At 70.2% G+C, this 20,701-nt stretch carries 21 protein-coding genes; 10 read left to right on the top strand and 11 right to left on the bottom strand.

Features of this window, described 5'->3' with window-relative positions; translation table 11 throughout:
• Window positions 1–199: 199 nt before the first annotated feature.
• Complete coding sequence (locus tag ACODT0_RS22450) at window positions 200–469, top strand: hypothetical protein (protein ID WP_057596661.1); 270 nt, start codon at window positions 200–202, stop codon at window positions 467–469.
• A gap of 58 nt (window positions 470–527) precedes the next feature.
• A complete protein-coding gene (locus ACODT0_RS22445) occupies window positions 528–752 on the top strand; it encodes a hypothetical protein (RefSeq protein ID WP_057596660.1) in 225 nt (74 codons plus the stop codon).
• Between the two features lie 134 nt (window positions 753–886).
• Here ACODT0_RS22445 and ACODT0_RS22440 read toward each other — a convergent pair whose 3' ends face one another.
• Window positions 887–1,120 (bottom strand): hypothetical protein, encoded by a 234-nt coding sequence (locus tag ACODT0_RS22440; RefSeq protein ID WP_057598089.1) that lies wholly within the window; start codon window positions 1,118–1,120, stop codon window positions 887–889.
• A gap of 564 nt (window positions 1,121–1,684) precedes the next feature.
• Here ACODT0_RS22440 and ACODT0_RS22435 point away from each other — a divergent pair.
• Window positions 1,685–2,575: a CsgG/HfaB family protein gene (locus ACODT0_RS22435; RefSeq protein WP_057592465.1), complete on the top strand. Its 891-nt coding sequence runs from the start codon at window positions 1,685–1,687 to the stop codon at window positions 2,573–2,575.
• A gap of 62 nt (window positions 2,576–2,637) precedes the next feature.
• Here the strand turns inward: ACODT0_RS22435 and ACODT0_RS22430 are convergent, their stop codons facing one another.
• Window positions 2,638–3,042 (bottom strand): GFA family protein, encoded by a 405-nt coding sequence (locus ACODT0_RS22430; RefSeq protein WP_057592466.1) that lies wholly within the window; start codon window positions 3,040–3,042, stop codon window positions 2,638–2,640.
• Between the two features lie 95 nt (window positions 3,043–3,137).
• Between ACODT0_RS22430 and ACODT0_RS22425 the strand changes: the two genes are divergently transcribed.
• From ACODT0_RS22425 to ACODT0_RS22415, 3 genes are all read left to right on the top strand, one after another.
• The gene (locus ACODT0_RS22425; protein WP_422097201.1) at window positions 3,138–4,100 is read left to right on the top strand and encodes a helix-turn-helix transcriptional regulator; all 963 of its coding nucleotides are present in this window, start codon (window positions 3,138–3,140) and stop codon (window positions 4,098–4,100) included.
• 99 nt (window positions 4,101–4,199) lie between these two features.
• Window positions 4,200–4,952, top strand: a complete 753-nt coding sequence (locus ACODT0_RS22420) for a response regulator transcription factor (protein ID WP_057592468.1) — start codon at window positions 4,200–4,202, stop codon at window positions 4,950–4,952.
• A gap of 64 nt (window positions 4,953–5,016) precedes the next feature.
• The gene (locus ACODT0_RS22415; protein ID WP_489042295.1) at window positions 5,017–6,843 is read left to right on the top strand and encodes a sensor histidine kinase; all 1,827 of its coding nucleotides are present in this window, start codon (window positions 5,017–5,019) and stop codon (window positions 6,841–6,843) included.
• 15 nt (window positions 6,844–6,858) lie between these two features.
• Here ACODT0_RS22415 and ACODT0_RS22410 read toward each other — a convergent pair whose 3' ends face one another.
• From ACODT0_RS22410 to ACODT0_RS22390, 5 genes are all read right to left on the bottom strand, one after another.
• Window positions 6,859–7,215: a hypothetical protein gene (locus ACODT0_RS22410; RefSeq protein WP_057592470.1), complete on the bottom strand. Its 357-nt coding sequence runs from the start codon at window positions 7,213–7,215 to the stop codon at window positions 6,859–6,861.
• Between the two features lie 34 nt (window positions 7,216–7,249).
• Window positions 7,250–8,725, bottom strand: coding sequence for a DegQ family serine endoprotease (locus ACODT0_RS22405; protein ID WP_489042294.1), 1,476 nt, complete (start codon window positions 8,723–8,725; stop codon window positions 7,250–7,252).
• A 100-nt stretch (window positions 8,726–8,825) separates the two neighbouring features.
• Window positions 8,826–10,184: an ATP-binding protein gene (locus ACODT0_RS22400; protein WP_489042293.1), complete on the bottom strand. Its 1,359-nt coding sequence runs from the start codon at window positions 10,182–10,184 to the stop codon at window positions 8,826–8,828.
• Window positions 10,185–10,189: 5 nt separating this feature from the next.
• Complete coding sequence (locus ACODT0_RS22395) at window positions 10,190–10,849, bottom strand: response regulator (RefSeq protein ID WP_057592472.1); 660 nt, start codon at window positions 10,847–10,849, stop codon at window positions 10,190–10,192.
• Between the two features lie 55 nt (window positions 10,850–10,904).
• Window positions 10,905–11,675, bottom strand: coding sequence for an IclR family transcriptional regulator domain-containing protein (locus ACODT0_RS22390; protein ID WP_057592473.1), 771 nt, complete (start codon window positions 11,673–11,675; stop codon window positions 10,905–10,907).
• 130 nt (window positions 11,676–11,805) lie between these two features.
• On the opposite strand from ACODT0_RS22390, the gene pobA reads away from it, so the two are divergent.
• A complete protein-coding gene (gene pobA, locus ACODT0_RS22385; protein WP_261213778.1) occupies window positions 11,806–12,987 on the top strand; it encodes a 4-hydroxybenzoate 3-monooxygenase in 1,182 nt (393 codons plus the stop codon).
• Here pobA and ACODT0_RS22380 read toward each other — a convergent pair.
• The 3 genes from ACODT0_RS22380 to ACODT0_RS22370 are packed head-to-tail and all read right to left on the bottom strand — an operon-like array spanning window position 12,957 to window position 16,699.
• The gene (locus tag ACODT0_RS22380; protein WP_057592475.1) at window positions 12,957–13,385 is read right to left on the bottom strand and encodes an SRPBCC family protein; all 429 of its coding nucleotides are present in this window, start codon (window positions 13,383–13,385) and stop codon (window positions 12,957–12,959) included. The genes pobA and ACODT0_RS22380 overlap by 31 nt on opposite strands.
• 49 nt (window positions 13,386–13,434) lie before the next feature.
• Window positions 13,435–14,352: a helix-turn-helix transcriptional regulator gene (locus ACODT0_RS22375; RefSeq protein WP_489042292.1), complete on the bottom strand. Its 918-nt coding sequence runs from the start codon at window positions 14,350–14,352 to the stop codon at window positions 13,435–13,437.
• Between the two features lie 37 nt (window positions 14,353–14,389).
• On the bottom strand, window positions 14,390–16,699 hold the full coding sequence (locus ACODT0_RS22370; protein ID WP_489042291.1) for a xanthine dehydrogenase family protein molybdopterin-binding subunit: 2,310 nt from the start codon (window positions 16,697–16,699) through the stop codon (window positions 14,390–14,392).
• 258 nt (window positions 16,700–16,957) lie between these two features.
• Between ACODT0_RS22370 and aat the strand changes: the two genes are divergently transcribed.
• Genes aat through ACODT0_RS22355 form a run of 3 tightly spaced genes read left to right on the top strand, consistent with a single transcriptional unit; the run spans window position 16,958 to window position 19,329 of the window.
• Window positions 16,958–17,713 carry a leucyl/phenylalanyl-tRNA--protein transferase gene (aat, locus tag ACODT0_RS22365; protein ID WP_057592478.1) on the top strand — a complete coding sequence of 252 codons (756 nt, stop codon included), beginning with the start codon at window positions 16,958–16,960 and terminating at the stop codon, window positions 17,711–17,713.
• The gene (locus ACODT0_RS22360) at window positions 17,710–18,459 is read left to right on the top strand and encodes an arginyltransferase (RefSeq protein WP_203205672.1); all 750 of its coding nucleotides are present in this window, start codon (window positions 17,710–17,712) and stop codon (window positions 18,457–18,459) included. Before aat ends, ACODT0_RS22360 begins: the two co-directional genes overlap by 4 nt.
• Window positions 18,460–18,489: 30 nt before the next feature.
• Window positions 18,490–19,329 (top strand): IclR family transcriptional regulator, encoded by an 840-nt coding sequence (locus tag ACODT0_RS22355; RefSeq protein ID WP_057592480.1) that lies wholly within the window; start codon window positions 18,490–18,492, stop codon window positions 19,327–19,329.
• A gap of 97 nt (window positions 19,330–19,426) precedes the next feature.
• On the opposite strand, the gene ACODT0_RS22350 is transcribed toward ACODT0_RS22355, so the two are convergent.
• Window positions 19,427–20,602, bottom strand: a complete 1,176-nt coding sequence (locus tag ACODT0_RS22350; protein ID WP_261213788.1) for a serine hydrolase — start codon at window positions 20,600–20,602, stop codon at window positions 19,427–19,429.
• Window positions 20,603–20,701 lie beyond the last annotated feature (99 nt).

Here is a 20,701-nt window from a genome sequence, read left to right as displayed (position 1 = left end):
CAGCGCGATGACGCCGCCATCAACAAATCGCGCGCGCAAAAAAAAGCCCGGCATCGGACCGGGCTCAAGCCTTCTTGCAGTCAAGCATCAAAGGGACGGGCAACCCGTCAAGGAGAATGGAAAGTGGTGCGCCGCGCGCCTGCCATGGGCCGTAGTTTACTGTATATTTGTACAGTTCTCTCAACCCAGGAGTACCGCCATGCCCCGCATCGAACAACCGGTGGTCGTGCCCAACTACGCGCTGACCGACGCCCTCGCCTGGATCTCGAAATTCGCCCATGCCTGGAAGGCGATCGAGCCCGCGCCCGCCACGCTCAGCATCGACGGCTTCATCATCTGGGGACCGGTGCTCTACGAGAAGCACAGCGCCGAAGATCCGGTGCAGCTCGCGGCAAGACTGTTCGGCAGCTCGGGGCCCTACTTCAGATACCTGTACCCGGGTGCGGCGGCCGCGGCCAATCAGGGATGAAGCGTCGGGCGCGAAGGTGCATGTCTTGGCAGACACGGGAATGTCGGAGAATCGTGCGATGAACTGGCATGCACCGTCCCTCCTGGCCCTCCTGTCGATCCCCTGCGCGCTGGCCATCGCCGGCTGCTCGACGCCCCCGAACGAAGTGATGCAGTTCCGCGAAGGCGTTCTGCGCGCCACCACCTACACGCAGGCACAGATCTACTGCGACAACAAGAGCCAGAGCCCGCGCTGGCTCGGCAAGGCACCGGCCGAGAGCGGCGTGCTGTTTCGCTGCGAATGACGATGCGATGAGGCGGGCCGCGCGCTGAACCGCGGCATCGCGAAGACCAGGCGTCATCGGGCTCGCGTCCACACCCGATCCACCCAGGCCGGCAGGCATCGCGCTTGCCGGCCTTTCGTTTTCCGGCCGTTCGATCAGTGCGCCGTCACGCCGCCGCCAGTCGCATCGCGGCGGGTCTTCGCGTTGTCGATGGTCGCGCTGACCGAGCTCGTGTTGATGGCCAGCGCCACGAGCACGGAGCCGACGAAGGCCGGGTCGGTCGAGCCGCTGAATTCCGCCGCGCCCGCGATCGCCAGGGCCTGCTGCACCTGCTGGCGCGTGAGTTCGGCTGCCGCTTCTCCAACGACGTTCTTCTTGGTGGTTGCCATCTGAAAACTCCTGATTCTGGAAGTGAGGAAAAAAGCAAAACAACGCCAGCCGACTGCGGGCCGCGTGAGATCCATCACGCGCCACAACCCTCCGCCAACGATGAAATGTTAACTGGGCGTCAAAAATAAGATGAAGGTTTTCACTCGAAGCGCTCGGTGAGAACACCGTCGTCGCGCTCATCTTTTCTGAAGATTTCCGGATGGATAATCGCGCCTCGCTACGCCGGCCGGCGCGTCGCGCAAGCCCCCGGGCCTTGCCGTTCGCGCAGCGCACCAGGCGGCGCGTTTCGAAGATGGGCCACCTTCCAAGAGCCCCCGTTCGAGCCGAGGTCGAGGAGCCGTTTTCCATCCCAGGCCATGCCGGACTCCGCACCGCGGACGACGCGCATGCGCACATGACTTTCGACACTGGCGTACCGGGTGACCGGTCCGTATCGTCGCGCGGTCGCTTGCGACGCGGTATCGAATCGGGAGCTCGTATTGGCCACGCGGTCCCACCTTCGGCTGTTCGATAGGGGCGCCTGCCGCGCGGGCGCCGTGTTGTTTCACTTGATAGATCGGGACATGGCTTTTTCCAAACTTTCTCTCGCAAGCGCACTGGCCGGCCTGCTGGCCCTCTCGGGTTGCCAGACCATGGACATGCAGATGGGCAGCCAATCGGCCAAGACCGTCGCCACGGGCAGCGCGGCCGGCGCCGCCACCTCGGGCGAAAGCAGCGCGCTCGAGCGCTGCGACTCGCCGCTGGGCACCGTCTCGCTGATCGAGAACGTGAATGCCGGCTGGTACACGGTGCTGACCGGCGAATACAAGCTGCCGCCCACCGCCAACCTGCTGCGCCTGCTGGTGCAGCAATCGAACTGCTTCGTGGTGGTCGAGCGCGGCGCGGCCGGCATGAACGCGATGACGCGCGAGCGCGCGCTGCAGCAGTCGGGCGAGATGCGTGGCGGCAGCAACTTCGGCCGCGGCCAGATGGTCGCGTCGGACTACGGCCTGTCGCCCGAGATCGTGTTCAGCAACAGCGACGCGGGCGGCCTCGGCGGCGCGCTCGGCGGACTGGTCGGCGGTGGCCGTGGCCGTGCGATCGCGAACCTGGGCGCGAACCTGCAGACCAAGGAAGCCTCGGCGCTGCTGACCCTGATCGACAACCGCTCGGGCGTGCAGGTCGCGGCGGCGGAAGGCAGCGCCTCGAAGACCGACTTCGGCGGCTTCGCCGACCTCGCCGGCGGCCGCGCGGCCGGTGGCATCGGCGGCTACACGCGCACCCCGCAAGGCAAGGTGATCGCGGCGGCCTTCATGGACGCCTTCAACCAGATGGTCCGTTCGCTGCGCAACTACAAGGCGCAGACCGTGCGCGGCCAGGGCCTGGGTGGCGGTGGCCGCCTCGGCGTGGATGGCGGCGCGGCACCGTCGCAGACCTATGTGCCGGCCGAGCAGCCGGCGCGTCGCCGCAAGTAAGCGCGGCGAGAGACGAGCAGCCCCGCCGCCGCCAGGCCGCGGGGCTTTTTATCGCCCGTCTTTCAGAGATGCCGCGTCTCGGCCGGCGGGTTGAACCAGTTGTTGTTGCGCCCGTCCATGTACATCACGGGCGCGGCCACCAGTTCGTCGGGCGTGGCGTCGTCGAGGCAGCTGACATTGATGCTGACGTACTTGCCGCCGACCTCGGCCACATCGCCGCGGCCGAAGGGCCGCACGCCGCAATGGCGGCAGAACAGGTGGTGCGTGCTGTACGAGCCGAACTGGTAGCTCGACAGCTCCTCCTCGCCACTGACCATCCGGAAGGCCTCGGGCCGCACGATCGCCCCCCAGTTGCGCGCCTTGGCGCAGATCGAGCAGTTGCAGCGGCCGGTGCCGGCCGCGAGATCGATGTCGGCCTGGAAGCGAACCTTGCCGCAGTGGCAGCTGCCGTTGTAGGTCTTGAGCATGGGCTTTTCTCCTGGGGTCTGAGGTGTTGGAAGGCCCGAAGACTAAGGTCCATTGCGGACAGATTCTGTCCTCGATCGCAGGCATCATCGCTTCCATGCTCTCCGCCTCCGCCCGCCTCATCCGCCTGTTGTCGCTGTTCCAGGCCCAGCGCGCCTGGACCGGCGCCGAGCTCGCGCGCCGCCTCGAGATCACCGAGCGCACCCTGCGCCGCGACGTCGACCGGCTGCGCAGCCTCGGCTATACGGTCGATTCCACCTCGGGCGTCGCCGGCGGCTACCGGCTGGGCGCGGGCAACAGCCTGCCGCCGCTCCTGCTCGAGGACGAGGAAGCGATCGCGGTGGCGGTCGGCCTGGGCGTGGGCCCGGCCTCCAGCGACGGCGGCAACGACATCGAGAACGCCTCGATGCGCGCGCTGGCCAAGCTCGAGCAGCTGATGCCGCCGCGGCTGCGCCGCCGGCTCGACAAGCTGCGCGCCACCGTGGTGCCGGTGCTGCAGAAGCGCTCGGACATCCGGCTCAAGGCGGTGTCGCTGTTCGCCGAGGCCTGCGCCGACCGCGCGCTGCTGCGCTTCGGCTACCGCGACCACCACGAGGTGGTCAGCAGCCGCCGCGTGGAGCCGCACCGCGTGGTGCAGACCGGCCAGCGCTGGTACCTGCTGGCCTGGGACACGGACCGCGAGGACTGGCGCACCTTCCGGCTCGACCGCATCGTCGATCCCGAGCCCACCGGCGCGCGCTTCACGCCGCGGCGGCTGCCGCACGGCGACATCGCGGCCTACATGCAGCACGCGCTGCAGATCTCGCCCTACCTGCACCATGCGCGCGTGCTGGTGCATGCGCCCGTGGCCGCGCTCGACGGCCAGTTGTCGTGGGTCGGCGGCGTGCCCGAGGCCGTGGCGCCCGACCGCACGCGCATCCAGACCGCGGCCAATTCGCTCGATGCGCTGGCGGTCTGGCTCGGCTGCCTGGGGCACGACTTCGAGGTCGAGTCGCCGCCCGAGCTCGGCGCGCACCTGCAGCGCGTGGCGTCGCGGCTGGCGCGCATGTCGGCCGCCTGAACGCGCGGCCCGCGCCCCTCCCACGTATATAGGATGGGCACGGCGCGCGTCGGCCCCTACGCTGCGGGTCCGCCCACCCGAGGACCGCAGTCCCGCGCCATGGCCATCGACACCGCAGCCGCTCCCCTTCTCTCGACCACGCAGGTCGCGCTGGTCGAGGACGACACCGGCATGCGCGAGCGCCTCGCCCGCGTGATCGATGCCGACCCCTCGCTGACCCTGGCCCATTGCGCCTCGACCGCGACCGAGCTGCTGGCCTGGCTCGAGGACAACCCGGTCGACGTGCTGCTGGTCGACCTGGGCCTGCCCGACATCCCGGGGCTGCAGGTCATCGACCGCTGCCGCGGCATGCAGCCCGCCTGCGCGGTGATGGTGCTGTCGATCTTCGGCGACGAAGCCAACATGCTGCGCGCCTTCGAGGCCGGCGCCAGCGGCTACCTGCTCAAGGACGGCACCGAGCGCGACCTCGCGGCCCACATCCGCCACCTGCGCGCGGGCGGCTCGCCGATGTCGCCGGTGATCGCGCGGCAGCTGCTGCGCCGCTGGCAGGCCCGCACCGACGCTCCCGTGCCTGCCGGCGCCGCCGCGCTGGTCGGGCTGGCCCAGGACACGATCGGCTCGGCCATGGCATCCTCGGCACTCCCTCGCACGCCGCCGGTGCGGCTGTCGCCGCGCGAATCGGAGGTGCTGGACCTCGTCTCCCGTGGTTTCACCTATGCCGAAGTCGGCGCGCGGATGGGAGTCTCGGCTTCGACCGTTCAAACCCATATCCGCAATATCTACGGCAAGCTGGATGTCCACAACAAGTCCGAAGCCGTGTTCGAGGCGCGCAACCTGGGCTGGCTGCCCTGAGCAGCCTGCCGCCGCCTCTTCTTCCGATCTGCGCTTCCTGTTCGCCCTGGTCGCCGCGCTGCTGTTGATCGCAGGCCCGGCCATCGCCAGCAGCACCGCCACGCCCTACACCGTCACCAGCGCCGAGGCCCGCCTCGAACCCGACGGCCTGCCCGCCGAGGAACGCCAAGTGCAGTTGCCGTTCCGCTGGGACCATGCCTTTCCGGGCCGCGGCGGCAAGGCCACCTACCGCATCGCCCTGCCCGCCGCGGCGGCGCCCGCGAGCGAACCGGCCGCGCTGCTGTTCGCGGGCGTGGGCAACCAGGTCGCAATCGAGTTCAACGGCACGCCGCTCGCGGGCTTCGGCACGCTCGGCGATCCGTCCTACGACACCAAGGGCACGCCCTTCGTGCCGGTGGCCGCGTCGCTGCAGCGCACCGGCGCCGCGCAGGAACTGGTGATCCGCACCACCGTGCAACGCCAGCGCGGCGCGGCACTGGCCACGCTGCAGTACGGCACCGAGCGCGAGCTGCTGCCGCGCTACCGCGGCTACCAGCGCTGGCGCCACACCTCGGTGATCGTCAACGCGGCCGTCCTCGCGCTGATGGGCTGCCTGTCGGGCGCGCTCTGGCTGCGCCAGCGCCATGCGCTCTACGGCTGCTTCGCGCTCGCCGCGCTCTCGGGCCTGCCGCACAACATCGACCGGGTGCGGCCCGACATGAACCTGCCCTGGCCGCTCTGGGGCGTGGTGGTCGCGGTCTGCTATGCGCTGCACATCGGGCTCATCACGCGCTTCGTGCTGCTGGCGCTGCAGCGCGGTTCGGTGGGGCTGGTGCGCGCGCTCTACGCGGCTATGGGTATCGCGATGGCGAGCGCCATCGCGGCCTTCGCGCTGGCCTGGCCGGCGCTGTGGACCGCCGGGCTGGTGCTGCTGAACCTCACCGGCGTGGCCTGCCTGCCGGTGGTGGCGCGCAGCGCCTGGGTGGAGCGCCGGCCGATCGCCATGGTGCTGCTGCTGGCGGGCGTGCTCGCGATCCTCGCGGGCATGTACGACCTGCTGCTGATGCGCATGGGCTTCTTCGGCGGCTCCGACACCTCGCAGACGCCGCGCGCGATGTTCTTCTTCGTGCTGATCCTCGCGGGCCTGGTGGTCGACCGCTACAGCCGCACCGTGGCCGACTACGGCGCGCTCAACGCCACCCTGGCCGAGCGGGTGGCCGAGCGCGAGGGACAGCTGCGCGTGGCCTTCGACGCGCTGCGGCTGCAGCAGCAGGAACAAGCCGTGCTGCTCGAGCGCCAGCGCATCATGCGCGAGATCCACGACGGCGTCGGCTCGCAGCTCGTGGGCCTGCTCAACGTCGTGACCCAGCCAGCGCCCGACCGCGCCGTGGTCGAGGAGCACGTGAAGCTCGCGCTCGACGAGATGCGCATGGCGGTCGACTCGCTGCAGCCCACGCACGACGACCTCGCGACCGTGCTCGCCACCCTGCGCTACCGGCTGCAGCCGCGGCTGGACGCGGCCGGCATCGCGCTCGAATGGGACGTGGGCGTGATACCGCCCGTGGCGCCGTTCTCGGCCCAGGCCGCGCTGCAGCTGCAGCGCATCCTGCTCGAGGCCTTCACCAACGTGCTCAAGCATGCGCGCGCGACGCGCATCGTGCTGCATGCGCGCTGGCAGGCCGAGGCGCAGCCCCCGCGCGTGCGCATCGTGCTGACGGACGACGGCATCGGTCCGCGGCCCGCGGACGCCGCGCCGAAGGCCACGGGGCATGGCCTCGCGAACATGCGGGCGCGCGCGCTGAGCATCGGCGCGCGGCTGGTGATAGAGCCGGCCGAGGCGCGGGAGAACGCCGCCGGCGGCACGCGCATCACGCTCGAGTGGCCGGGCGCGCTCGACTGCCCGCGGCACTGAACGCGGCCACCGGGTTCAGCGCAGCGCGAAGGTCAGCGCCACGGCACCGAGCGCCAGCAGCGCCAGGCCCGCGATGAACACCACCTCGCCCCAGGCCTCGAGTCGCGCGCCCGAGCGCCGCATGCGCATCGAGATGAACGACAGCAACGCGCTGGCCAGGAAGACCAGCGCGTCGACCGCGAGCAGCCGATCGATCACCAGCCGCAGATCGTCGCGCGGACCGAGGTGCCCGATGGACATCACGGTCATGCACACGCCGATCATGGTGGCGGAGGTCGGCAGGATGTGGGCCGACAGCCCGTTGGCGGCGCTGTCGGCAGGGTCGAGGTGCTCGGCCTGCGGGGCCGAAGACCGTCGGTGCGGCGGCTTCATCGGTCGTCGCGCGTCGGGGTCCGGCCCGGGGCGGTCAGCCGATGCGCACCGGCACGAAGATCTTGTCGTCGCCGCGCTGGATCAGCAGCGCCACCGACTTGTCGGCCTTCGCGACCACCTCGCGCACCTGCTCCACGGTCTTGGCGGGCGTGCCGTTGATCGCCAGCAGCACGTCGCCGGCCTGCACGCCGGCCATCGCCGACGGGCCGGCCGCGTCCTCGATCAGCAGGCCGGTCTCCACCGAGGCCTCGCGCTTCTCGTCGGGCTGCAGCGGCCGCAGCGCCAGGCCCAGCTTGCCCTGGCCGGTGGCCTTGTCGGCCTTCGCGACCTGGGCCGGCTTGTCGCTGGCATCGCCGAGCTTCGCCGTCAGCTCCTGGCGTTCGCCCTGGCGCCACACCTCGAGCGTGACCTTGGTGCCGGGGGCCTGCTGGCCGATCACCGCGGGCAGGTCGCCCGAGGACACGATGGGCTGATCGCCGACCTTGCGGATCACGTCGCCGGCCTTCAGGCCGGCCTTGTCGCCGGGGCCGCCCTTCTCGATGTTCGAGACCAGCGCGCCCTCGGGCTTGTCGAGCTTGAAGGAATCGGCGAAAGCCTGGTTCACTTCCTGTACCGCCACGCCGAGGCGGCCGTGCACGGCCTTGCCGGTGGCGACGATCTGGTCCTTGACCTGCACCGCCACGTCGATCGGGATCGAGAACGACACGCCCTGGTAGCCGCCGCTGCGGCTGTAGATCTGCGAGTTGATGCCGACCACCTCGCCGCGCGTGTTGAGCAGCGGGCCGCCCGAGTTGCCGGGGTTCACGGCCACGTCGGTCTGGATGAAGGGCACGTAGCTGTCGTCGGGCAGCGTGCGGCCCTTGGCGCTGACCACGCCGGCCGTCACGGTGTTCTCGAAGCCGAAGGGCGAGCCGATGGCCAGCACCCATTCGCCGACCTTCAGGTCCTTGGTGTTGCCCAGCGCGAGCACGGGCAGGTTCCTGGCGTCGATCTTGAGCACCGCGATGTCGGTCTTGGCATCGGCGCCGAGCACCTTGGCGCGGTACTCGCGGCGGTCGGTGAGCTTGACGGTGACGTCCTTCGCGTCCTTCACCACGTGGGCGTTGGTCAGGATGATGCCGTTGGCGTCGACGATGAAGCCCGAGCCCTGGGCGCGCACCGGCACGTCGCGCTGCTGCTGGCCGCGCGGGTTCATCTGCCCCTGGAAGCGGCGGAAGAACTGGAACATCGGGTCATCGGGATCGATGCCCTGGATCTGCGCGGCCTGCTCGTCGTCCGAGGCCTTCATGGTGCCGGTGACGCTGATGTTGACCACGGCCGCGCCGTCGCGCGCGGTGATGGTCGAGAAGTCGGGCAGCGTGACCATGGCGGCCGGTGCGGTCGCGGTGGCGTTGGTGGGCGTGCCCACGGCGCGCGCGCTGGTGTAGGCGCCGGCGCCGACGGCGCCGATCACGCCCGCGGTGGCCAGGGCCAGGACCAGGGCACGGGGCGAAGTCAGTCGGGTGTTCATGGATCGGTTCCTTTCATTGCGTCGTGACGCTGATGCGATGGAAGGAATGTCGTTGCGCTGACTTAAGCGCCGCTTAAAGGGAAATGCCGGCGACGACCCCTCAGGCCCGCGTCGGAAAGCGCACCACCACGCGCAGCCCGCCCAGGCTCGGCGAGGCATCAAGGGCCACGCTCGCGCCATGCAGCTCGGCGATCGACTTGACGATCGAGAGGCCGAGTCCGCTGCCCGGCGCCTGCGGCTCGCCCGAGCGGTAGAAGCGGTCGAGCACGCGCTCGCGCTCGGTGGGCGGCAGGCCCGGGCCGCTGTCGTCGACGCTGAGCTCGACCGCGTCGTCCAGGCGCGCGATCGCGATGTCGACGCGGCCTTCCTCGGGCGTGTACTTCACGGCGTTCTCGAGCAGGTTGCGCAGCAGCATGCGCAGCGCCTCGGACTGGCCCTTCACCGTGGCGCCCTCGTCGGCGCGCGCGATGCCGATGTCGATGCGCCGCGCCTGGGCCGCGGCCACGGCATCCGACACGGCCAGCCGCGCCACCTCCGCGAGCACCACCGGCTCGGGCGGCGCGCCCGCGGCCATGCTGGCCTCGTGGCGCGCGAGCGCGAGCATCTGCTCGACCAGCCGCGTCGCGCGGTCGATGCCCGCCACCAATCGGCCGATGGCGAGCTCGCGCGCGCCGTCGTCGCTGGCGCGCTGCAGGCCCTGCACCTGCAGCTTGAGTGCGGCCAGCGGCGAGCGCAGCTCGTGCGCCGCGTCGGCCACGAAGTGCTTCTGCGCCTCGAAGGCCTGCCGCACGCGGTCGAACAGCAGGTTGAGCTCCTGCACCAGCGGCCGTACCTCGTCGGGCAGCTTCTCCTCGCTCACGGGCGAGAGATCGTCGGCCTGGCGCGAGGCCACCTGGGTGCGCACGCGCGCCACCGGCGCGAGCGAGCGGCTCACCACCCACCACACGACCAGCATCAGGAGCGGCGCCATCAGCGCCACCGGCGCGACGGTGCGCAGCGCCAGGGTGCCGGCCATGTGCTGGCGCGCCGCCATGTCCTGCGCCACCTGGATCACCAGCCCGCGCGTCTGCATCGAGAACACGCGGTAGGTGGTGCCGCGCGCGCGCACGTCGGCGAAGCCCAGTACCGCGAGCTGCGGCAGCGCGGCCTGGTCGGCCGACTCGAAGATGCGCACGCCGTCGGCGGTCCAGACCTGCACCACGAAATCGAAGTTCTGCTCGGCGCCGCCGAGGCCGCCCACCGCCGCGCTGGGCGGCAGGCCCGCGCGCAGCGAGAGCGCCATCTGCTGCATGTGGTAGTCGAAGATCTCGTCGGCCTCCTTGAGCACGGTGCGGTAGGCCACCAGCGCCTGCGCGCCGGCCGCCAGCACGATGGCCGCGAGCAGGAACCACAAGAGGCGCGCGCGCAACGAGCCGGTCATGCGCGCGATCAGTCCCATCACGCCGCTCATGCCGCTCATGCCGCTCACGCCTTCGGCACCATGTAGCCGACGCCGCGCACGTTGCGGATCAGCTCCGCGCCGAGCTTCTTGCGCAGGCCGTGCACGTAGACCTCGACCGCGTTGCTGCTGATCTCGTCCTTCCAGCTGTAGAGCTTCTCCTCGAGCTGCGCGCGCGAGAGCACCATGCCGGGCCGTGCCAGCAGCGGCTCGAGCACGGCCCATTCGCGCGCCGACAGCACCACGGGCTGGCCGGCCACGCTGACCTCGCGGGTGGCGGGATTGATGCTCACGCCCATGTGTTCGTAGACCGGCTCGGCGCGCCCGGCCGCGCGGCGCAGCAGCGCGCGGATGCGCGCCAGCAGCTCGTCGAGGTCGTAGGGCTTGAGCACGTAGTCGTCGGCGCCGGCATCCAGGCCCTCGATGCGCTGCTGGATCGAGTCGCGCGCGGTGGCGATCAGCACCGGCATGCGCTGCTTGCGCGCACGCAGGTTGCGCAGCACCTCCAGGCCGTCGCGGCGCGGCACGCCGAGGTCGAGCAGCACCAGGTCGTAGTCCTGGGTGCGCAGCGCCGACTCGGCGCTGTCGCCGTCCTTGACCCAGTCGACCGCGTACTGCTCGGCCCGCAGCAGGTCGAGCACGGCTTCGCCGATCATCACGTCGTCTTCGAGGAGCAGCAGTCGCATGGCGGGTTCCTGGAGTTCTGGTTTCGAGGTTCGAGGCGGCCGGATCGGGCGAAGTTCAAAGCAGCGCGCGCACCTCGCGCGCGGCCTCGAACAGCAGCGGCAGCATGTCGCGCCGCACGGCCTCCTCCTGGTAGCGCGCGCCCGACAGCACCACGTTGAGCGCGGCCACCGTGTGGCCCTGCATGTCGCGCAGCGGCACGGCCAGCGCCTGCACGCCGAGCTCGTGCTCCTCGCTCGCGAAGCAATGGTCTTCCTTGCGCGCGCGCGTCACCAGCTGGCGCAACGCGCGCGCCTGGGTGGTGGTCTGCGGCGTGAGGCGCGCCAGGTGGCGGCCCGTGAGCCAGCGCGTGAACTCGGCCGGCGGCAGCGCGGCCAGCAGCACGCGGCCGGTGGAGGTGGCATGGGCCGGCAGCCGCGCGCCCAGGTGCAGGCCATAGGCCAGCACGCGCGTGGGCGTGCCGTAGCTGCCGCTGCGCGCCACGATCACCACCTCCTCGCCGTCGAGCACCACGGCCGAGAAGGATTCGCCGGTCTGCGCCGCGAGCCGGTTCAGCGTGGGCTGCAGCGCGCGCGGCAGGCGCGACGAGGCCAGGTAGCTGCCCGAGAAGCGCAGCACCTTGGGCGCCATCCAGAAGTAGCTGCCGTCGGTCTCGAGATAGCCCAGGTGCGCCAGGGTCAGCAGGTGCCGGCGCGCCGCGGCGCGCGTGAGGCCGGCGCGTTCGGCCGCCAGGGTGGCGTTGAGGCGCTGGCGCTCGGTGTCGAAACTTTCGAGCACCGCCATTCCCTTGGCGATGCCCTCGATGAAGTCGGCTCTGGCGATGGTCATGAGTGAGGCGAAGCGGGAAGTTGCGCGATCATCGCGCAGCCATTCGCATGATCGCACACAGCCGCATCGCCCGGCATGCCAGGGCGGCGCGCGCGCCCTACGCTTCGCGGAACTTCTCGGAGACAACGACATGCGCACCCAGGTAGCGATCATCGGCGCCGGCCCGGCCGGCCTTCTGCTCGGCCAGCTTCTGTTCAAGGCCGGCATCGACAACGTCATCGTCGAACGCCAGAGCGGCGACTACGTGCTCGGGCGCATCCGCGCGGGCGTGCTCGAGCAGGTCACGATGGACCTGCTGGAGCGTGCCGGCGTCGACGCCCGCGCCAAGGCCGAGGGCCTGCCGCACGGGGGCATCGAGCTGCTGTTCAAGGGCGCGCGCCACCGCATCGACATGCACGGCCTCACGGGCGGCAAGCAGGTCACGGTGTACGGCCAGACCGAGGTGACGCGCGACCTGATGGAAGCGCGCGCGGCCGAGGGCCTGGCCACCGTCTACAGCGCGGCCAACGTGAGCCTGCACGACTTCGATTCACGCTCGCCGCGCGTGCGCTACGAGAAGGACGGCCAGACGCACGAGATCGAGTGCGACTTCATCGCCGGCTGCGACGGCTACCACGGCGTGAGCCGCGCGAGCGTGCCGGCCGATGCGATCCAGACCTACGAGAAGGTCTACCCCTTCGGCTGGCTCGGCGTGCTGGCCGACGTGCCGCCGGTGTCGCACGAGCTGATCTACGCCAACACCGAACGCGGCTTCGCGCTGTGCAGCATGCGCAGCGCCACGCGCAGCCGCTACTACGTGCAGGTGCCGACCGAGGAACGGGTGGAGAACTGGAGCGACGAGGCCTTCTGGAACGAGCTGCGCGCGCGCCTCGACCCGGAAGCGCGCGAGCGGCTGGTGACCGGCCCATCGCTCGAGAAGAGCATCGCGCCGCTGCGCAGCTTCGTGGCCGAGCCGATGCGCTTCGGTTCGCTGTTCCTGGCCGGCGACGCGGCGCACATCGTGCCGCCGACCGGCGCCAAGGGGCTGAACCTCGCGACCGCCGACGTGGGCTACCTGTCGCGCGCCTTCGAGATCTTCTACCGCGAGCGCTCGGCCTCGGCGCTCGACCGCTATTCCGACCTGTGCCTGCGCCGGGTCTGGAAGGCCGAGCGCTTCTCGTGGTGGTTCACCTCGTTGATGCACCGCTTCCCCGAGACCGGCGCCTTCGGCCAGAAGATCCAGGAGGCCGAGCTCGACTACCTCGTGCATTCGCACGCGGCCTCGACCTCGCTGGCCGAGAACTACGTCGGGCTGCCGCTCGAGGACTTCTGAGCCTCGGCCTCGAGCTTCTTCTTCATCGCGGCCGCGCCCTCGTCCATCATGCCGGCGATGTGGGGCGCGAGTTCGTCGGGCAGCACGTCGGTGATCCAGACGAAGCGCGAGCGCCCTTCGCCCGCGTCGAACACCTGCGCCGACGCATGGTGATGGCGCATGCGGCTGCCCGTGACGGTGTAGGCGATGCGGCGAAGCGACTCGTCGATCGACACCGGCAGCTCGCGCGCCACGCTGCCGTTGGAGAAGTCGAGGACGCGCGCGCCCTCCTCGTCGATGCGGCAGGCCGTGAGGAAGCCCGGCGCGAGCCGCTCGTGCACGGCACGGAAGTCGCGCAGCGCGTCCCAGACCTGCGCCGCGCTCGCGGCGAGTTCGAATTCCCGGTGGATGGTGGCCATGGCGGGCTCCTTCGCGCTCAGGGATGGCGGCCCGCGCGGGCCGGGACTGTCAGTTCGAGTTCGATGGCGTGGTGCATGGCGATGGCTTCCTGGTCGATGAATGGATCAGGCGCTCATCGTCGAGCAAGGCCGCGAGGCGGTCTTGGAGAATCTTGCGGTCGCCGCGCGCGGCACGGCGGAAGTCGCCCGGCGAGACACCGGCGGCGCGCCGGAAGGTGCGCACGAAATTGCTGAGGTCGGCAAAACCCACGTCGAGCGCGATCTCGGTCACGGGACGGTCGCCGTCGGCGAGCAGGCGCGCCGCGTGGCGCAGGCGCGAGCGCACCAGGTACTGGTGCGGCGTCACGCCCAGCACCTGGGAGAACAGCCGCAGGAAATGGAAGGCGCTGAGCCCGGCCTCGGCCGCGGCCTGCTCGAGGCCGATGTCCTCGTGCGAACCCTCGGCGATCCACATCGCGGCATCGACGGCGCGGCGCCGGTCGCGCGCGGGGGCCGCTCCGGGCCGCGGCGCATCGCGCCCTTCCACGAGGTCGACGAAGCGATGGGCGAACTGCATGCCGACCTCGTCGAGGCCGAGGTCGCTGCGCCCCTCGACCGCGGCCTGCGCGAGTTCGCCGAGCACCATCAGCCCGGGCAGCGGCGGCAGGCCGCTGGCCTGCCAGGTGCCGCGCCCGCCGCCGATCAGCTCGACGAAGCCCGGCGAGAGGTGGAAGGCCAGGCACTCGTCGCCGCAGAGGTGGTGGTCGTGGGTGCAGACGTATTCGTCGCCCGGCGCGCCGATGAGCACCGAGCCGGCCACGAGTTCGTAGGCATGGCCGCGCGTGCGACAGCCGAAGCTGCCCTTGCGCACGTACGAGACCGAATGGCCCTCGTGCATCTCGGCGAAAGGCGGGGCATCGGGACCCGCGTCGCAGCGGTAGCTCGAGACCCGGATCGGCTCGGTCTGCAGTTCGGTGACCACGAGCATGGTGGTTCTTCCGCAGTACCGGCCGTGCGGCGGGCCCTCAGTCGACCGTCTGCATCGCCTGCCACACGCGCGAGGGGCTCAGCGGCATGTGCAGGCGCGGCGCGCGGGCGGCATGGCCGTTGCGCGCGAAGGCGTCGGCCACGGCATTGACGATGGCCGGCGTGGCACCGATGGTGCCCAGCTCGCCCACGCCCTTGACGCCCAGCGGGTTGTTCTTGCAGGGCGTCGATTCGTCCATCTCCATGTGAAACATGGTGCTGACGATGTCGGCGCGCGGCGCGGCGTAGTCCATCAGGCTGCCGGTGACGGGCTGGCCGGTCTCGTGGTCGTACACCACCTGCTCGTAGAGCGCCTGGCCGATGCCCTGCACCGCGCCGCCCTCGAGCTGGCCGCGCACGATCATCGGGTTGACCACGCGGCCCACGTCGTTGACCGAGCTGTAGGCCACCACGCTGATCTCGCCGGTGGGCGGATCGATCTCGATCTCGCAGATGTGGCAGCCGTTGGGCCAGGTCGGGCCGGCCACGGTGCTGGTGGAGTCGACGAAGATCTCGCGCTCGGGCTGCTTGCCCGCGAGCGTGAACAGGTCGAGCTCGAGGTCGGTGCCGATCACGGCGAAGGCGCCGCGGCTGTAGGTCACGTCGTCGATCGCCACCTCGAATTCCTGGGCCGCGAGTTCGCGCGCCTTGTCGATGGTGCGTTCGGCGCCGATGCGCACCGCCGAGCCGCCGGTGAACAGCGAACGCGAACCCGCGCTGCCGAAGCCGTCGCCGCGGTCGGTGTCGCCGAGCACCACGCGCACCTTCTCGATCGGCACGCCGAAGGCGTCGACCGCGAGCTGGGCCAGCGAGGTGGCGATGCCCTGCCCCATGGCATTGACGGCCGAGAACACCTCGATCACGCCGTCGGCCTGCACCGAGACGGTGACGCGTTCCTCGAACACGTTGCCGCCGGTCCACTCGAGGAAGGTGGCGATGCCCAGGCCGCGATGGCGGCCGTTGCGCGCCGATTCGGCCGCGCGGGCCTCGAAGCCGTTCCAGTCGGCCAGGCCCAGCGCCTGGTCCATCACCGACTCGAATTTGCCGGTGTCGTAGGTCTGCGCCATCGGGTTCTTGTACGGCATCTGCTCGGGGCGGATGAAGTTGCGCCGGCGCAGCTCGATGCGGTCGATGCCGGTCTGGCGCGCGGCCTCGTCCATCAGCCGCTCGATGGTGAAGATCGCCTCGGGCCGGCCGGCGCCGCGGTAGGCGCCGGTGGGCGCGGTGTTGGTGAGCACCGCCTTGAAGTGGAAGTCGATGGTCTGGATGTCGTAGACGCTGGTCTGCACCCAGGGGCCGATCAGCAGCTGGATCGCGACGCCGGTGCCGGTGGCATAGGCGCCGACGTTGGCCAGCGTCTTGATGCGCAGGGCGAGGATGCGTCCCTTGGCATCGAGCGCGAGCTCGGCCTTGGCCTCGATGTCGCGGCCATGGGCGCTCGAGAGGAATTCCTCGCTGCGGTCGGCCACCCACTTCACGGGGCGCTTCACCTGCAGCGCCGCGAAGGCCACCGCGATGTCCTCGGGGTAGGCCCCGGTCTTCATGCCGAAGCCGCCGCCGACGTCGCCGACCACCACGCGGACCTTGTCCTTGGTCAGGCCGATGGCGGCGCAGATCGAATCGCGCACGCCCGAGGGCATCTGGGTGCTCATGCGGATCGTGAGACGGCCGGTGTCGGCATCGGGCGCCGCGAGCACCGAGCGCGGCTCGATGGTCAGTGCCACCACGCGCTGGTTGACCACGTCGAGCGCCACCACGTGGGCGGCCTTGGCGAAGGCGGCCGTGGCGGCCTCGCTGCTGCCGTGGCGCATCTCGGCCGCGACGTTGCCGCTCGCCGCTTCGCACAGCTGGGGCGCGCCTTCGGCGGTGGCGGCCGCGAGGTCGACCACCATCGGCAGCTCCTCGTACTCGACCATCACGGCTTCGGCCGCGTCGCGCGCCTGCTGCACGGTGTCGGCCACCACCACGGCCACGGCCTCGCCGACGAAGCGCACGCGTTCGTGCGCGATGGCATGGCGCGCGGGGCTGGCGCTGTCGCCCCCGTCGGCACGCTTGAAGCCGGCGGCGCCGGGCATCGGCTTGACGCCGGCCGCGGCCAGGTCGGCGCCGGTGATCACGGCGAGCACCCCCGGCAGCGCGAGCGCGGCCGAGGTGTCGACCGAGACGAGGCGCGCGTGGGGGTACGGGGAGCGCAGGAAGACCAGGTGGGACTGGTTCGGCAGGGACACGTCGTCCGTGTAGCGGCCGGCACCTGAGAGAAGACTCTGGTCTTCGAGCCGGCGCACGGCCTGGCCGCTGCCGAAACGCATGGGGTTGGGGTCTGTGGTCAACGTGGTCCTCTTGTACCGGGCCCGCGCACAACGCTGGCGCGCTGGGACCGTCATGGGGTGCTTCTTCGAAGGAAGCTCCGCACTATATGTGAGCTTGGGCAAACGTGTGCGCCTTTGGACGAGTGCATTGCGAGGGCACCAGAAAGGGGCGCAACCAGGGGGACGCGGCGGCGGGTTGGCCCGGTTTTTCGCCCCCGATACGAAGATGCGCCGCGCAAGCCGTGTATACCTACGGCCATGCGACAACTGCCCTGGCTCGAACCCGGCGATGCCCTGCCCGACCCCTCGACAGCGTGGGGAATCGCCGATCCCGTGCCCGGCCTGCTGGCCGCCGGCGGCTCGCTCGATGTCGATACTCTCTTGCGCGCCTACGGCCGCTGCGTCTTCCCCTGGTTCAGCGAGGACCAGCCGATCCTGTGGTGGAGCCCCGATCCGCGCATGGTGCTGCAGGTGGCCGATTTCCGGCTCCACCGCTCGCTGCGCAAGACGCTGGCGCGCTTCGCGCAGGCGCCGGGCTGCGAGATCCGCATCGACCACGACTTCGCGGCCGTCATCCGGGCCTGCTCCGGCTCGGCCCGCCCGGGCCAGTCGGGCACCTGGATCGTGCCCGACATGGTCGCCGCCTATACCGAATTGCACCGGGCCGGACACGCCCACAGCGTCGAGACCTGGATCGACGGCGAGCTCGCGGGCGGGCTCTACTGCGTGGCGATCGGCGGCGCCGTGTTCGGCGAATCGATGTTCACGCGCCGCCCCGATGCCTCGAAGATCGCGCTGGCGGCGCTGGTGTGCCTGTGCCGGCGCTTCGGCGTGCGGATGATCGACTGCCAGCAGAACACGGCTCACCTCGCGAGCCTGGGCGCGCACGAAATGCCGCGCGCGCGCTTCGTCGAGCACGTGGCCCGGGCCCGGGAAGCGACGGGCCCCGCGTGGCGTTTCGAGCCCGTATACTGGTCCGAACTCCTGTCCGCGCGACCTTCTCACCCGACGTGACGCACCTCAAGGATCTCCCGCTCCACACGCTGCAGTTCTACGCGACCGCGCCCTATCCCTGCAGCTACCTGCCGGACCGCCAGGCCCGCTCGCAGGTGGCCACTCCCAGCCACCTGATCCACAACGACGCGTACTCCGACCTGGTGCTCAGCGGCTTCCGGCGCAGCGGCATGTTCACCTACCGCCCGTACTGCGACGGCTGCCGCGCCTGCGTGCCGCTGCGGGTGCTGGCCAATGCCTTCAAGGCCTCGCGCAGCCAGCGCCGGGCGGTCAAGCAGCACGCCGACCTGCAGGCCCGCGTGCTCAAGCTGTGCTTCGTGCCCGAGCACTACCAGCTCTACCTGCGCTACCAGAACGGCCGCCACGCGGGCGGCGGCATGGACCACGACAGCATCGACCAGTACACCCAGTTCCTGCTTCAAAGCCGCGTGAACTCGCGGCTGGTCGAGTTCCGCGAGACCCTGCCCGATGGCAGCGCGGGCGCGCTCAAGATGGTGTCGATCCTCGACGTGCTCAACGACGGCATCTCGGCCGTCTACACCTTCTACGAGCCCGAGGACGGCATGGCCTACGGCACCTACAGCGTGCTCTGGCAGATCGAGCAGGCGCGCAAGCTCGGCCTGCCCCACGTCTACCTGGGCTACTGGATCGAACACAGCCCGAAGATGAACTACAAGGCGCGCTTCGCGCCCCACGAATTGCTGATCGACGGCCGCTGGCAGCGCGCCAGCGATTTCACAAGATAAAATGGCGCCCGGTCTTCACCGCACAGCGCCATGAGAAAAAACCATTCAGACATTCCGGCCACCCCCGTCATCCAGGTCATCGAACGCATGTTCGCGCTGATCGACGTGCTGGCCTCGCGCGAAGAAGCCATTTCCCTGAAGGAAATCAGCGAAAAGACGGGGCTTCATCCCTCCACCACCCACCGCATCCTCAACGACCTCGCGGTCGGCCGCTTCGTCGACCGTCCCGAGGCCGGCAGCTACCGACTCGGCATGCGCCTGCTGGAGCTCGGCAACCTGGTCAAGGGGCGGCTCAACGTGCGCGACGCCGCGCTGGGCCCGATGCGCGAGCTGCACAAGCTCACGCAGCAGCCGGTCAACCTCAGCATGCGCCAGGGCGACGAGATCGTGTACATCGAGCGCTCCTACAGCGAGCGCTCGGGGATGCAGGTGGTGCGCGCCATCGGCGGCCGCGCCGCGCTGCACCTGACCTCCACCGGCAAGCTGTTCCTGGCCGCTGACGATCCGCAGCGGGTGCGCAGCTACGCCACCCGCACCGGACTGGCCGGCCACACGCGCAACAGCATCACGCAGCTGCCGGCGCTCGAGCGCGAGCTGTCGAAGGCGCGCCAGTACGGCATCGCGCGCGACAACGAGGAGCTCGAACTCGGCGTGCGCTGCATGGCCGCCGGCATCTACGACGACCAGGGCAAGCTGGTCGCGGGGCTGTCGATCTCGGCACCGGCCGACCGGCTCGACGAAGGCTGGCTGCCGAAACTGCAGGCGACCGCGAACGAGATCTCGGAGGCACTGGGCTTCAAGCAGGGCGTGGCGCCCGCTGGCGGGGCCGTAGCGGCCGCGCCGGGGTCGGCCTCCACCGAGGGCGCCTGAGAGGCGCCTGGCGCCTTCCAGGGGCTTTGACCGCTCTCCTCGCGCCCCCCATGAAAAAAGCCGGCAACCGCCGGCTTTCGTCTTTGGGCGGGCCCGCTCAGCCCGCGATCTGGTACGCCACGGCGCGCGAGGCGGCCGGCGAACCCGGAACCGCATGCGTGGCCTCGACCCAGCGGCGCACGCGCTCGGCGTCGGCGATGCGGCTGAACTTGCCGGCCGAATCGAGGAACACCATGATCAGCTTGCGGCCCGCGACCCGGGCCTGCATCACCAGGCACTGGCCGGCTTCGGAGATGTAGCCGGTCTTCTGCACGCCGATGTCCCAGTCGGGGCTCTTCACGAGGCGGTTGGTGGTGTTGAACTGCAAGGTGCGGCGGCCGACCTCGACCTGGTACTCGGGCGAGGTGGACAGCGAACGCACAGTGGCGTCGGCGTAGGCGGCGTTCACCAGCAGCGCCAGGTCCTGCGCGCTCGACTGGTTGCGGCTCGACAGGCCGGTGGGCTCGACGTAGCGCGTGTCCTTCATGCCGAGCATGCGCGCCTTGGCGTTCATGATGCTCACGAAGGTGCTCAGGCCGCCGGGATAGGTGCGGCCCAGCGCGTGGGCGGCGCGGTTCTCGCTCGACATCAGCGCCAGGTGCAGCAGTTCGCCGCGCGTGAGCGTGGTGCCGACCGTCAGGCGCGAGCTGCTGCGCTTCTCGGTGTCGACGTCGTCCTGGGTGATGGTGATGAGCTCTTCGTTCGGCAGCTTGGCCTCGCTGATCAGCAGGCCGGTCATGAGCTTGGTGAGCGAGGCGATCGGCAGCACGGCGTGGTCGTTCTTGCTGAACAGCACCTCGTGCGTGTCCTGGTCGACCACCAGCGCGACGCTCGACTTGAGCTCGAGCGCGTCGTCGGTGGTATGCAGGCCGGCCATTTGGCCGAAGGACTGGCGCGGCGGCGCCTCGACACGGACCACCGAGCGGCGCTGCACGGCCACCACGGTCTTGCCGTTCTTCTTCTGCAGGGTGGCCACCACGTTGCGGCCACCGCGGACCACCTTGTCGGCCTTGTCTTCACGGCCGCCACGCTTGGCAACCTTGGACGACGCGGCATTGCGCTTCACCTCGACCGGCGCGGCGCCGCGGGCTTTCTTCGAGACGGCCGCCGTCTTGGCGGGGGCGGCCTTTTCTTTCTTGGCGGCGTGGGCGCCGGACAACAAAAAAGCCGTCGCGCAGAACGCGACGGCGAGGGTGCGAAGGCTTGAAACGCGGTGGAGACGGGCTTCGGGCATGTACAAAATCTCCAGCGGCAGGAATGAGGACCGCAGTGTATCGAAATCAAAAAAGGCACGCAATATCAGCTACTTGCATCCTTTTCTTCATTCGAATAC

It is taken from the genome of Variovorax sp. FG153 (assembly GCF_057809595.1).
The sequence above is the reverse complement of the archived record's forward strand: the minus strand, read 5'-3'. Positions and strand labels throughout refer to the sequence as shown.